The 14,025-nt window shown below is 60.3% G+C and carries 10 protein-coding genes; 6 read left to right on the forward strand and 4 right to left on the reverse strand.

The window, feature by feature from the left end; all coding sequences use genetic code 11:
- The first annotated feature begins 57 nt into the window (after positions 1-57).
- From BW989_RS06330 to BW989_RS06345, 4 genes are read left to right on the forward strand one after another with little or no spacing between them, the layout of a single operon-like run.
- Positions 58-2,274: a M1 family metallopeptidase gene (locus tag BW989_RS06330; RefSeq protein ID WP_242651355.1), complete on the forward strand. Its 2,217-nt coding sequence runs from the start codon at positions 58-60 to the stop codon at positions 2,272-2,274.
- Positions 2,275-2,276: 2 nt separating this feature from the next.
- A complete protein-coding gene (locus BW989_RS06335) occupies positions 2,277-3,242 on the forward strand; it encodes a hypothetical protein (RefSeq protein WP_129582853.1) in 966 nt (321 codons plus the stop codon).
- A 30-nt stretch (positions 3,243-3,272) separates the two neighbouring features.
- Positions 3,273-5,090 (forward strand): DUF885 domain-containing protein, encoded by a 1,818-nt coding sequence (locus tag BW989_RS06340; RefSeq protein ID WP_076586582.1) that lies wholly within the window; start codon positions 3,273-3,275, stop codon positions 5,088-5,090.
- 24 nt (positions 5,091-5,114) lie between these two features.
- Positions 5,115-5,657, forward strand: a complete 543-nt coding sequence (locus tag BW989_RS06345; RefSeq protein ID WP_076586585.1) for a response regulator — start codon at positions 5,115-5,117, stop codon at positions 5,655-5,657.
- A 9-nt stretch (positions 5,658-5,666) separates the two neighbouring features.
- Here BW989_RS06345 and BW989_RS06350 read toward each other — a convergent pair whose 3' ends face one another.
- The 3 genes from BW989_RS06350 to BW989_RS06360 are packed head-to-tail and all read right to left on the reverse strand — an operon-like array spanning position 5,667 to position 11,009.
- Entirely contained in the window at positions 5,667-6,896 is a 1,230-nt protein-coding gene (locus BW989_RS06350) for an HD-GYP domain-containing protein (RefSeq protein WP_076586587.1), read from the reverse strand.
- Between the two features lie 22 nt (positions 6,897-6,918).
- Entirely contained in the window at positions 6,919-8,544 is a 1,626-nt protein-coding gene (locus BW989_RS06355) for a serine hydrolase (RefSeq protein WP_076586589.1), read from the reverse strand.
- 59 nt (positions 8,545-8,603) lie between these two features.
- Positions 8,604-11,009, reverse strand: a complete 2,406-nt coding sequence (locus tag BW989_RS06360; protein ID WP_076586590.1) for a putative bifunctional diguanylate cyclase/phosphodiesterase — start codon at positions 11,007-11,009, stop codon at positions 8,604-8,606.
- Positions 11,010-11,157: 148 nt separating this feature from the next.
- On the opposite strand from BW989_RS06360, the gene BW989_RS06365 reads away from it, so the two are divergent.
- Together BW989_RS06365 and BW989_RS06370 are read left to right on the forward strand one after the other, a co-directional pair.
- Entirely contained in the window at positions 11,158-11,712 is a 555-nt protein-coding gene (locus tag BW989_RS06365) for an ArsR/SmtB family transcription factor (RefSeq protein WP_242651357.1), read from the forward strand.
- Positions 11,709-12,254, forward strand: a complete 546-nt coding sequence (locus tag BW989_RS06370; RefSeq protein WP_076586592.1) for an SRPBCC family protein — start codon at positions 11,709-11,711, stop codon at positions 12,252-12,254. The genes BW989_RS06365 and BW989_RS06370 overlap by 4 nt, the downstream gene beginning before the upstream one ends.
- A 54-nt stretch (positions 12,255-12,308) precedes the next feature.
- On the opposite strand, the gene hutU is transcribed toward BW989_RS06370, so the two are convergent.
- A complete protein-coding gene (hutU, locus tag BW989_RS06375; protein WP_076587196.1) occupies positions 12,309-13,979 on the reverse strand; it encodes a urocanate hydratase in 1,671 nt (556 codons plus the stop codon).
- Between the last annotated feature and the right edge of the window lie 46 nt (positions 13,980-14,025).

Consider the following 14,025-nt stretch of genomic DNA (forward strand, 5'->3'; position numbering starts at 1 on the left):
CCTTGCCCCACTGCCGCGCTTGCGGCAGGCTTGTGTTTTCAGCCTGGGAATTGAGCGATGTCGCATCGTGCGTTGTCTTGGGTCGTGTTGTTGGCGTGCATGGCGCCACTGGCGATGTCGGCGAAAACCACGCCCACCACCACCCAATCTGCATCCCCGCCTGCGGCAACGCTTGCTGATCCGCGCTGCCCTGCCATTCCTTTCGCCGATGCGAATGCCGGTGCGGTAAGCGTACCTAGCGCACCGGATGCCTGGGGTGGGCCGCGCACGGGCAATGAGGCGACCTTGTCCAGTCGTGTCGTCGAATACCGCATCCAGGCGAGCCTCGATCCCGACAAACACACCATTGATGGCAAGCAGCAGCTGAACTGGCGCAATCGCAGTACCCAGCCGGTCTGCACCGTGTACCTGCATCTCTACCTCAATGGCTTCGAATCCAGCGGCAGCACCTTCATGTCGGAGCAGCGCACGCGTGGCTTTCGATTCCGCAGCGACGTGAAAACCAAGGACGGCGACTGGGGCTACACCAAGCTCAAGCGCGTCGTGCAAGGTGGACAGCCCGTTAAGTGGAGTTTCGTACAACCCGATGGCGGCCCGAGCACCGACAAGACCGTGGTGCGCCTGGACTTGGCAACGCCTGTCGCGCCTGGCTCCGCGACCACGCTCGACATCGACTTCTTCAACCAATTGCCGCGGGTGGTGGCGCGCACGGGCTACTTCGGCAGCTTCCATCTGGTCGCGCAGTGGTTCCCCAAGATCGGCGTGCTGGAGTTGCCGGGCGAGCGTGGTGCGACCGCGCCGCGCTGGAACGTCCACGAGTTCCACCTGCATAGCGAGTTCTACGCCGACTTCGGCCTGTACGACGTCAGCCTGACCGTGCCGTCCGACTACACCGTCGGTGCGACGGGCGAGCTGACCGGCACACCTGTCAAGAAAGACGGCAAGACCACCTACCGATATGTGCAGGGCGATGTGCATGATTTCGCCTGGACGGCAGACAAGCGCACCGCAAAACCGCTGGAAGCAACATGGACCTATCCGGGTGGCGATCCGGTCAAGGTGAAAGTGTTGTTCCCACCGGAATACGCCGACAACGCGCCAACGGTGCTCAAGGCTACGATGGATTCGCTGACCTATTTTTCCAAGACGCTCGGACGCTACCCCTACCGCACGGTGACCGCGGTCATTCCGCCTTACAACGCGGGCGAAGCCGGCGGCATGGAGTACCCAACCTTCTTCACCGCCGACAGCATCCCAAACTACAAGCCCGGCGGCATCGAGCAATACGCACTGGAATTCGTCACCATCCACGAATTCGGCCATGGTTATTTCTACGGCATCCTCGCCTCCAACGAGTTCGAAGAGCCTATGCTGGACGAAGGCGTCAATCAGTACTGGGACAGCCGCATGCTGGCTGATCGCAAGCAGCGCATCGTGCCGTTGCCCGCTAAAGTAGCAGCTCGCCTTGGTTTCGCCCCCAGCGTCGACCCACTGGATCTGGATCGCTTGACCGCTGGTTTGGGCGACGCCAAGGACCCGCTTGGCAACAACAGCTGGGATCGCAGCGACACTGGCAGCTACGGCAGCGTGTACGCGCGCACCTCCACCCTGCTCCGCGGCATCGAGAAACAGGTCGGCCGCGAAGCGATGTCTCGCGCGATGAAGCTGTATTACGAGCGCTGGAAGTTCCGTCACCCCTCGCTCGCCGATTTCCGCGAAGCCTTGGCCGAAGGCACCGGCCAGCGCGAAATCATCGAACGTAACTTCGCGCAATCGGTCTACGGCTCCCAAGTGGTCGATGATGGCGTACAGTCCTTCACCAGTGTCGAAGAACTGCCCAAGCTGGGCTATGTCGATGGCAGCGACAAGCCGACCAGCAGCGAAGCGCGCGGCAAAGCCATGTCCAAGACGCGCGAGGCGTGGAAGAAGTCACATCCCAAGGCCAAGCCTGGCAGCGGCCCCTACCCCTATCGCACCAGCGTGGTAGTGAAGCGCAGCGGCGCCGATGTGCCACAGGTGCTCAAGGTGACCTTCGCCGATGGCAGCACTGAGACGGTTCGCTTCGCAGGCCAGCAGAAATGGTTCCGCTGGAACTGGGTGCGGCCTTCGAAGGCCGTGAAAGTGCAGATCGATCCTGACCAGCTGTACATGATGGATCGTTCGATCAATGACAACACTCGTGCATTGGAATCGAACACCGATGCCGGCAAGTACTACGGCAGTCGCGCATTGGCATGGATGCAGATCCTGCTGGCATGGGTGATGGGGGCATGAACATGACGATCAAAACTTCCAACAACCGCAATGCGTTCGCCGCCCTGCTCTCTGCAATGCTCGGCAGCTTCCGCCACTGGCGCCTGATGTTGCTGGCGTGGCTTGCGGGTCTTATCGCGGCTACTTTTTTTGCACGTCCGGTATTTGGCCTATTCAATCAGGCTCTGGGCCAGAACCCGGACGCTGCTCGCATCGTGTCCGCGCAAGACATCGCACCGATCGCCGATAGCGTGATGACCTTAGGCGATGGCGCTGGCAGCCACGGCTTGTTAAATATTGGCCAAGGTCTGATGAGCGCCATCATGATCGCAGTGCTACTTACACCATGGCTCACCGGCATGCTCGTCGCCAGCCTGCGCGAAGGCCGCTCACTGCGTTTCGGCGAACTCTGGGCCGGCGGCTGGCGCGAATATGGCCGCCAGTTCCGGCTCATGCTTGTTGCACTGATCCCGTGGGCCGTCGTCGGGCTGATTGCTGTGTTGGCGAGTTTCTGGGCGCGTCACGGCAATGACACGCGCATCCTCGCATCCATTGGCGAGCAGCGAAACTCCATCGTCATGTGGGTTGTGGGCATTACGTCACTGCTTTGCTGGATCAGCATCGAATCCGCCCGTGCGGCATTCGCAGCAGATACAGGCTTGCGATCGGCGTTCCGCGCGTGGCTGCGTGGGTTGATGTTGATGCTGCGTCGTCCGCTGTCGGTGCTGCTGGTGGTCATCGCAACCGTAGCAATCGGCGTTGGGTTGGCGATGCTGCTACAGCAACCTGCGATGCGCAGCGTGACCAGCTCTGCTGGCTTGGTCTGGATCCTCGCCCAACTAGCTGTTTTCGCTCTGTGGTGGGCACGGATCGCGCGTTTGTCGGCGTTGACATCGATCAGTCCATTGCCGCCAGCCCCGCAAGTTGCTGTGGCAGATGCCATCATCGTCGATGGCACGTCCCCAGCATCGGAGCCCGCCAGCGCGTAATCTAAGCGGATGCCCGGATCTGGAAACCCGATGCGTCCCTCTTTGATTGCCCTCGCCCTCACAAGCCTGATTGCTTCGGGCTGTGCAACCTCACCCGCCAGCACCACGGCGAATGTCGCTGCCTCCGAAGGAGCGACATCGACCACCCCCGTCACCGCCGATGCGGCTTTTGCAGGCTTGTCGAAAGACTGGCTGGAAGGGATGTTGGCACTCTCGCCGATCTCCGCCACGTCCATCGGCGATCATCGCTACGACAGCGAAATCGACGACCTGTCTGCGGAAGGCCGCGCACGCAGCCTGGCTTTCTCGCGCGAGATGCTGGCCCGGCTGGATGCGATCGATGCCTCCGCGCTGTCCCGCCAGAATCAGGTCGATGCACTGATCTTGCGCAATCAATTGCGGTCGGACATCTGGGGCAGCGAAACCTTGCAAAGCTGGGCGTGGGACCCGCAGGCTTACAGCGGCTTGGCTGGCAGTGCGATCTACGGGCTGATGGCACGCGAATTCGCGCCGCTGCCTGATCGCCTCAGGTCGGCAACGCTGCGCATGGAAAAACTGCCACAAATTTATGCGCAGATGCGCGCAAACCTGGACCCCGCACGCGTACCCAAGATCCACGCCGAGACCGTCGCCAAGCAAAATGGCGGCGTGTTGGTGTTGATCGATCAATTCATCACTCCGAATGCCGATCAATTGAACGATGATGATCGCAAGCGACTGGATGCCGCGATTGCAGCACTGCGCGTTGCCGTGGCTGAAAATCAGGAGTGGCTGGACAAGACCTTGGTGCCGAATGCGCGTGGTGATTTCCGTTTGGGCGCATCGATTTACGACCAGAAGCTGGCGTTCTCGCTCAACTCCGCGTTGTCGCGCAGCGAGATCAAGCAACGCGCAGAAGCCGGGCTCAAGCGCACGCGCAGCGAGATGTACAGCATCGCGCAACAGGTATTGAAGGGGCATCGCGGCGCGCCTGTCCTTCCCGCCAAACCCACTGCCACGCAGCAACAGGCGGCTATCGAGGCCGCGCTTGAGCTCGCTTATGCAGAGCGCCCCGCACGTGACCAAGTCGTTCCCTTCGCCAAGCAGACGCTGGCCATCGCCACCGACTTCGTGCGCAAACATGATCTTGTGACGGTGCCAGACGATCCAGTCAAGATCATCTTGATGCCGGAATTCCAGCGCGGCGTGGCCGTCGCCTATTGCGACTCGCCCGGTCCGCTCGACAAGGGGCTCGATACCTACTACGCGATTTCGCCGATCCCGGACGACTGGACTGCGCAGCAAACCGAATCCTTCCTGCGCGAATACAACGACCGCATGATTCACCTGCTGTCGATCCACGAAGCGATGCCTGGTCACTATCTGGAAGGCGCGCATTCCGCAGACTTCAACTCCACTCTGCGCGCGGTACTGCGCTCCGGACTTTTCGCAGAGGGCTGGGGCGTGTACACCGAGCGGATGATGGCCGATGCCGGCTACCTCGATAACGATCCGCTCTTCCGTCTGGTGCAGCTGAAGTTCTACCTGCGCACCATCGGTAATGCCATCCTCGACCAAGGTGTGCATGTGGATGGCTGGACCCGCGCGCAGGCGATGGATTTCATGACCCGGCAGACCTTCCAGCAGGAACGCGAGGCGGCCGGCAAATGGGTGCGCGCCCAGCTGACATCAGCCCAGCTGCCCACCTACTTCGTGGGTGTGCAGGAGCACTTCGACACCCGGCGCGCCGTGGAGGCCAAACAGGGCCCCAACTTCAATCTCAAGGCGTACCATGACCGAGTGCTGTCGTATGGCGCACCGCCGGTTCGTTTTGTGAGGCAGATGATGCTGGACGAGCCCATTCGCTAAGACTGCTGTTCGGGGGGAACACAGATGGCTTTGTTTGACCGGTTACGCAACTGGGGCAAGTCAACGCCCCCATCCATCTCCAGCGACAGTTACCTGGGCGCCGAGCGTCGAGCCAAGCGACGCATCAATGCACGCGCCGGCACACGGATATTGGTAGTCGATGATTCTTCCACGATCATCGCTCTGCTGCGCAAGATGCTGGCCCAAAATGCCTATGAAGTCATCGAGGCCGTGACCGCCGAAGCCGCGCTGGAGGCGGCCAAGACCGGCCCCGAGCTGATCTTCCTGGATATCGTCCTGCCGGATGGGGATGGCTTTAACGTATTGCGTGAACTGCGCAAGCGCGCCGAGACCCGCGATGTTCCGGTGATCATGATGAGTGGCAATGCACAGGCCACCGAGCAGTTCTACGTACAACGCATCGGCGCCGATGATTTCATGAAGAAGCCATTCGCGCGCGCGGAAGTGTTCTCGCGCATCGAAGTCTTGCTCGATAGCGATTACCGACCGCGTCGTACAGCTCAGCGAATCGGGGTCCCGGCCGAATTAGCCGGGATGAGCGCCTAAGCGTCTGGCTTATAAATCTAGTGCCGCCGGGTCCAGTCCGTAGCTGCCCGGAGGCAGGCTGCGCGCGATATGCACCTTGGCCAAGGCAGGTTGCGCTTCGGTATCCATCAAGTTGACCGGGATGAAATGCGCGCGCAGTTGCTTAGTCGGATTGGTCAACATCATCACCCGTGGACGCAGGCGCTGTGAAGGATTCTGCGACATCACCAAGCCCACCTCACCGGTATTGAGCTCGACCAAGGTGCCAACTGGATACACGCCAAGGCAGCGCACGAATTGCTCGACCAAATCCGCATCGCGCTGACCGTTGCGCTGTTTCACCAGCTGCTGGAGCGCTTCAGCACGACTCAAAGCCGGCCGATAGGGGCGCTCACTCGTCATCGCGTCATAAGCATCGACCAATCCCGCGATTCGCCCTGGCAGTGGGATGCTGCCGTCCATCTTTTGCTCCGGGTAGCCGCTCCCATCGAAATGCTCATGGTGGTTGAGCACCATGTCGATAATGGCCGGGTCGTCCAGACCGCTTTGGCGCAAACGCTCCACACCTTCGCTGACATGACGTTCAACGAAGGCGCGCCCGACATCATCCAGCGGCCCTTCGTGGTTGATCATGTCCGGCGGCACCGCACCCATACCGATGTCAAGCAGCAACGCGCCAGTGGCCAGGGCCTTGACCTCCTTGTCATCAAATCCCAGGTGTCGGCCAAACGCCGCAGCCAGCGCGCAGCAATTCACGGCATGGGTATAGGTGTAATGATGACGGCTACGCAGTGACTCCAACCAGAAATAGGCATCAGGATTACGGATGAGGCTTCGGACCACAGGCTCGACCACTTCATCAATTTCGGCCTGACTGACCAACTCGCCACGGCGCAATTTGCCAAGGAAGTCAGTGGTGCGCTCGGACAGTTGATCCAGCAAGCGAGCACTGATCAATATCTCGTCATCGAACAGCGTTGCCTGGGTGCCCAGCTCGGATTCGGCGCCGATTTTTGTCTTTGTCTTGACTCGCGCCTTGGGCGCCAAGGCATGCAGATGAAAAACGGCCGGCCCTGTGCTTTTTTCCAGATCAACCCAAACCCGCCGGGCGTACCTACCGATCTCGTCGATGTCTTCGCGCGTGCGTATCAACACGCCCTGCAACGGGAATGGCGTGCCATTCCAGTCACGATCCAGCCGGCAGACATACATGCCCACGTGCAAGTCCGCGCTATCGATTTCTTGTTCTAATAATTCCATGATTCAGGCGATGTCCATAACCTCAATGGGCGCTGGCGGCTTGCTTTCCGTCCACCGGTCGCAAGCGCAAGTCCTGGAAATCAAAACTGAAATCCGTCAAAGGGGATATTGGCTCCATCCGCATCTCGCGAATCTTGCCGTCTTGGTCCAAGCCGAAATTGACAAAGGCATCCGCATTCAACGACCGATCGTTCCAGCGCACGATGAAAGTATCGTGCTGCCAGTGTTCCATCCGCCCCGCCAGCTCACGCGTACGGGCGAACTGCATCGCCAGGCCTTTGCCGGATTGCGTGATCACCACATCGCCATACCAAGGATCGCGGTACGTCTTGGCATAGCCCGCCATAGGCAATGAGGGTGTTGAGTTCTCAGCGCGCACAGCTTGATGCTTCTTCCAATCCTGATCGGCATCGTTGCTTGCCTTGGCCACTGCCTTGGCATACGCATCCACCCAGTCGTGGGCAGATTCGCCAAGCATCATGTCGAGCGCCGAATAGGTCACGGCGTTGAATGCGGCCCCGACCTCCTGATTGGTGAGCACGACAACGCCAATATTGCTCCCCGGCACCAAGGTGAGTCTCGATACCATGCCCGGCCAACCACCGGTATGCCAGACCACGCGATGGCCGCGGTAGTCGGAGAGCATCCAGCCCTGGCCATAACCCAGAAAGTTGGGGACGGCGGGCTCAAGTTCGGCAATTGAAGGCCTGGACACCGGAATCGGGGTCAACATCGTCCACATCTCGCGCTGGCGCTTTTCGGGGAACAGCCGCCCGCCGTCAGGGAGGGCACCGGACGCCAACTGGGTGTTCATCCACTTCGCCATGTCGTGCACGCTGCTGTACAAGCCACCAGCGCCTGACACGTTGCGCCAGGTCAACGTACCGACCGGCTTGAGATCCTTGAAGTCCTGCTTGGCATGGCCTGTGGCCGTGTTGTCACTGGCGACCAAATCATCGGCGTTGTAACGCGTCTCGCCCATTTTTAGCGGGGTGAAGATGCGCGTCTGCAGGAATTGTTTGAAATCCATACCGCTCGCCGCCTCGATCACCAACTGCGCAACCCCGAACAGGATGTTGTCGTAGGCGTATTGCCCACGGAACTGGCCGGTAAGCGGCACATCCTTGAGTCGCTCGGCGACCTCACGGGTGGTGTAGTCGGTGGTGGGCCAATACAGCAAATCCCCTGCCCCAAGCGATAAGCCGCTGCGATGCGAAAGCAGATCGCGGATGCGCATGTCGTGGGTGACATAGGGATCGGACATGCGAAACCAGGGCAAATGATCGATGACGCGATCATTCATGTCGAGCTTGCCGTCTTCGGCCAACATTTGCAGCGCCGTCGCGGTGAAAGCCTTGGTATTGCTTGCGATGGCGAACATCGTGTGTGCATCGACCTTGTCAGGCTTGCCGACCTCGCGCAGGCCATAGCCGCGCTCCAGCACTACCTGCCCGTCCTTGACGATCGCGACCGCGATGCCCGGGACATCAAATTGCTGGCGAACGGCTTCGACCCGCGCATCGAATGCGGCGAGGTCGTTGGCGGCGGGAAGCGTCTGCGCGGCTTGCGCAGGCGTGTCGGCCAGCGCGGGGTGGCCGAGGATGGAGACCAGCAGCAAGCCAGCCAACAGCGGACGAATCAGGGACATACACACTCCGGGGGAAGCGAGCACATCATAGTACCCGCTTGGGGATTGTGTGACGCCCCTCACGCCTCCGTCGAGGCGCTGTGCTTCTCGCCACGGCGGACCGTGGACAGGAAGGCGGCCAAAGGCTCCGGCCGGTGCAAGCCAAAGCCTTGCATGTAGTCGGCGCCGAGCGCGCTAATGCGCTCTGCATCTTCCGGACGCTCGACCCATTCGATGACGGTATGTTTGCCCAACACGTGGCTCATTTGGCAGATGGAGCGAATCAATACCTCGCTGCTGGCATCGCGGTCGATGTCGCGCACGAAGCTGCCATCGATTTTCACGATGTCCACCGGAAGCACTCGCAGTTGCGAGAAGGAGGACTGACCGGTCCCAAAATCATCCAAGGCCACCTTGCAGCCGCGCTGGCGTGCCATGTCCATGAAGGCGGTGGCCTGCTCAAGATTGGCCATCACGCCACTTTCAGTGATCTCGAAGCAGAACATCGTCGCAAGCTCGGGGGCGTTATCCAGAAGTTGGCGGACATACAGTGCGAAATCCGGATCGCCGACCGAGCTCCCCGACAGGTTCACGTAAAGCACCATTTCACCCCCACCGGAAGCAAGGTGCTCGCGCATTGCATCCATCGCCATCAGCACTACCTGGCGATCAATATCCATCGTAAGCCCATACATTTCCGCCACAGGCAGAAAGCGATCCGGCGCAACCAGCTTGTCTTCACTGTCACGCAAGCGCAGCAGGATTTCTGCTTGCCTGATTGCATCCCCGGCCTTGCAAGGATCGATGCGCTGGGCTTGCAGCTCGAATCGGCCTGCTCCCATTGCTGCACGAATTTCCGTCGCCCATTCCGCGGTACTGCGCCGCCCATCTCCGGTTTCTTCTTCGCGCATGAGCAGGCGCACGCGATTGCGGCCGGCCTGTTTCGCGCGCTCGCAAGCGGCCACTGCCGCGGCCAGCACTTCGCTTGCGCTGGTGTACAGGCGATCCACGGACACCACGCCAATGGAGTTGGTTGGCGTCATCATGCTGTCCGCCAATTCCTGGTCGGGTTGTGAAAGCGCCTCGGCGACGCGCGCGGCAAAGGCCATCGCATCACCCGAGTCCATGCCGGGCAACAACATCACGAATTGGTCGCCACCTAGGCGTCCCGCCTCGCCAATGCGGCCCATGGCGTCATGCAAGCGATGCGCAATGACCTGGAGGATGCGATCGCCCACGCGTAGCCCGACGCTTTCATTGATGTAGCGAAAGTGATCGAGATCGATCAGACACACGGAAAGATGCTTGATCCGGTCTTCCTTGAGTTCGTGCAACGCATGCCCGATGCGTCGCAACAGCTCGCCGCGATTGAGCAAGCCCGTTAGATCGTCGTAACGGGCTTGCCTGGCCAGCTCGGCGCGCATCGCATGTGCTTCGGTGACATCCTCGATCATGGCGAATCGCATGCTGGATGCGTCATCGCCTTCACTGCGCGCCACCGGTGTCATCGTTACCCGCACGACTTCCTGCCGCCCGTCTGCGGTCAACAACAGGTATTGATCGCCGTCGCTGATTGCGGCGTCCGCTTCCTGTCCGTGCATCGCCTTCATGAAACGCGCTTGGTCTCGATAGACGATGAAATCCTGAAGCTTGTGTTCCAGCGATGCCAGCGTGGCCAAACCAAGGATCCGAGACGCGGCGGAATTCGCGTAACGAATACGTCCTTCATTTGTCAGCTGGAGCATCCCGACATTGGCTTGCTCGAAGGAGGCACGCAGCCAGCCCTCGCTGCTACGAATGCGTGAAATGAAGCGGCGCAGTACGTACATGAACAACACGACGAAGCCCGTGAAGAGCAGGACGGAAATCACCACAAGTGCCGCACGCAGCATTCTCAAGCCAGAAATCAATGCGCTGGAAAACTGCCAGAAGGAGTCATCAATGCGTGCCTGAATCTCGGCAATCTCATTGCGATACGCATTTGTCCGGGCACGCGTGAGGCCTTTCGTCTCAACATCCTTCTGGATCTCTTTTCCTATCGCGACCAGCCGGTCCAAGTCGGGCTCGACCTTCAGCCAGACGCCGACGGCATCCCGGATGTTTGACCAATTGCCCATCCGCAGATACACCCAAGCCATGCCGTCGATGTCTCGATCATCGATGCCGACTGCTTTCAACCCATGATGTATGCCTGCCTTGTCAACCGGGTCCTTCTCTGCGGCCAGTCGCGCTTGTCGCGCACCCATCGGCACGCGCATGGCGTACTCAGCTTGCCGCAGGAAGGTTTCATCGCCCGTGCTGGCGTACGCGTCCAGCGCACTGGCCATCTGGCCTTCAGCCTGCACCCAACGATGGTGCGCATACAACCAAAATTGCAGGCTGGTTTGCAAACGGAGCACGCCCAACAGCAAGCCGACCAACAGGACGCCACCACCAATAAGGGCGATGGCCTGCAAGGTCAAACCACGGTCGTAACTGCTGCGCATTCCCTGTCCCGTGCCGGATCATGATGAACGATGGCTGCCAGTGCTACTGATCAGCCCGAGGCGCACGGGGGCTTACGCCATAGGCAATCTTAACCCCAGTCTGCAATGAATACCTGTCTGCAATTTGTGACTGACATCGGCGTCGTCCATGACGCGAGCGTTGAGGTTTTTTGCATTAGAAACCGGTGCCTCTACCGGCTTCTGCAATGCCACTGCGAAGGCCAACGATGCCGGAATTGGCATGCAAGCCGTAGCAGATCATAAATATTCAATAAAACGGTTGACAATTACCTCGATCAACCATATGTTCAACCATATGGTTGAATTAAATCCCGCCGTACTCAACGATCTATTCCGTGCCCTGGCTGATCCGACACGGCGAGCCATGCTGCAGGACATGGCCAATGGGCCGCGTACCGTGGGCGAGCTAGCGGCGCCATACGCGATTTCACTGGCAGCCGCCTCAAAACACATTCAGACACTCGAGCACGCTGGCCTCGTCCGCCGCCAGATCAACGGGCGCGTGCACACTTGTCGGCTGGATGCTGGCCCGCTGCATCTGGGTGCCGAATGGCTCGCTCATTACGAACGTTTCTGGACTGACAGGCTTGATGTCCTGGAAGCCATTCTCCAGGCCGAAGACAGCACCAAAGCTGCACCGAAGGCTTCCCGCAAATCCCGCACCCCACGGAGGAACCCATGAGCACTGATATCCGACGCTCACGCAGCGAAAGCGATTACGCCACGGTCATCGCGCCACGCGACGTGCGCCTGCAACGCCTGTTGCTAGGCCCGATCGAACGCATCTGGACCTATCTGACCGAAAGCGAATTGCGTCGCCAATGGCTGGCTTCGGGCGATATGCAAGCCGAAGCAGGCACGATGTTCACCCTGACTTGGCGCAACGATGAGCTCACCGACCCGCCTGGCACCCGACCGGATGGTTTCAGCGGCGGCGCGCAAAGCATGGACAGCACGATGGTCGAGTACGACCCGCCACATCGGCTCGCTTTCACCTGGGGTGATGGCGGCGTTGCCTTTGACCTCGAAAGCAAGGGCGATCAGGTCCTACTGACCGTGACCCATCGCGGCATCTCCGATCGCACCAACATGCTGATGATTGGTGCCGGCTGGCATCAACATCTGGACACGCTGGTCGCACACACTAACGGCACCCGGCCCCTGCCCTTTTGGGATGGCTGGACGCAATTGCGAGCCGAATATGACGAGGTGATCCCGGCCTAAGGTCCGAAGAAGCAGCAGATTGGCGGAACCCACGGCGCAGGTTCCGCCGCAACATCACAACATCGGCAGCTTTAGGCCCTGTTCCTTGGCGCAGGCTTTGGCGATGTCGTATCCCGCATCGGCATGACGCATCACGCCCGTACCCGGGTCGTTCCACAACACACGAGCGATGCGCTTGTCGGCCTCGATGCTGCCATCGCAAACAATCACGACGCCGCTGTGCTGCGAATACCCCATACCCACGCCGCCGCCATGGTGAAGGCTGACCCAGGTCGCGCCGCCAGCCACGTTCAGCATCGCGTTGAGCAGCGGCCAATCAGAGACCGCATCGCTGCCGTCCTGCATCGCTTCGGTCTCGCGGTTGGGCGATGCAACCGAGCCGCTGTCCAGATGATCGCGACCGATCACCACCGGCGCCTTCAGCTCGCCATTGCGCACCATCTCGTTGAAGGCGAGGCCAAGCTTGTGGCGCAACCCGAGACCTACCCAGCAGATGCGCGCTGGCAAGCCTTGGAAGCTGATGCGATCGCGCGCCATGTCCAGCCAGTTGTGCAGGTGCTCATCATCCGGAATCAGCTCCTTCACCTTGGCATCGGTCTTGTAGATGTCTTCCGGATCACCACTGAGCGCGACCCAGCGGAACGGCCCGATGCCGCGACAAAACAGCGGACGCACATAGGCCGGCACGAAACCGGGGAAATCGAAGGCGTTTTCGCAGCCGACATCGAACGCCATCTGGCGGATGTTGTTGCCGTAATCGACGGTCGGGATGCCTTGTGCGTGGAAGGCCAGCATCGCCTCGACATGCACGCGCATCGATTGCTTGGACGCGTCGCGCACCTTTTCGGGATTCGTTTTTTGTTCCTCCAGCCACTGATCGACGGTCCAGCCGATCGGCAGGTAACCATGCACGGGATCATGCGCGCTGGTCTGGTCGGTCACGCAATCCGGGCGCACGCCGCGCCTGACCAGCTCCGGCAGGAGCTCCGCCGCGTTGCCGAGCAGTGCGATGGATTTGGCTTCGCCTGCCGCCGTGTATTTGGCGATACGTGCCAAAGCGTCGTCCAGATCGGTGGCCTGCTCGTCGACATAACGCGTCTTCAGGCGGAAGTCGATGCTGCTCTGGCGGCATTCGATATTCAGGCTGCATGCACCGGCTAGCGAAGCGGCCAGCGGCTGCGCGCCACCCATGCCACCCAGGCCGGCGGTCAGGATCCACTTGCCTTTCAAGCTGCCGCCGTAATGTTGGCGGCCCATCTCGACGAACGTCTCGTAGGTACCCTGCACGATGCCCTGGCTACCGATGTAGATCCAGCTGCCGGCGGTCATCTGGCCGTACATCATCAGGCCTTTCTTATCGAGCTCGTTGAAGTGCTCCCAAGTCGCCCAATGCGGCACCAGGTTGGAGTTGGCGATGAGAACACGCGGCGCATCGGCATGGGTGGGAAAAACTCCAACCGGCTTGCCCGACTGCACCAAGAGGGTTTCGTCATCGCCCAAGGTCTTGAGCGTTTCAAGGATCTTGTCGTAGCTGGCCCAATCACGTGCCGCGCGACCGATGCCGCCATACACCACCAACGATGTCGGATCTTCCGCGACCTCTGCATCCAGATTGTTCTGCAGCATGCGGAACGGCGCTTCGGTCAGCCAGCTGCGACAATTGAGCGTGTTGCCGCGCGGCGCGCGGATGCTGCGGGAAGGGTCATGGCGGGACTGCTGCGACATCGTGAAGGCATCCATAACGAATACAAGCCACCATTATCGCAGCTTG

It is taken from the genome of Solilutibacter tolerans, from assembly GCF_900155935.1.
Lineage (GTDB): Bacteria > Pseudomonadota > Gammaproteobacteria > Xanthomonadales > Xanthomonadaceae > Solilutibacter > Solilutibacter tolerans.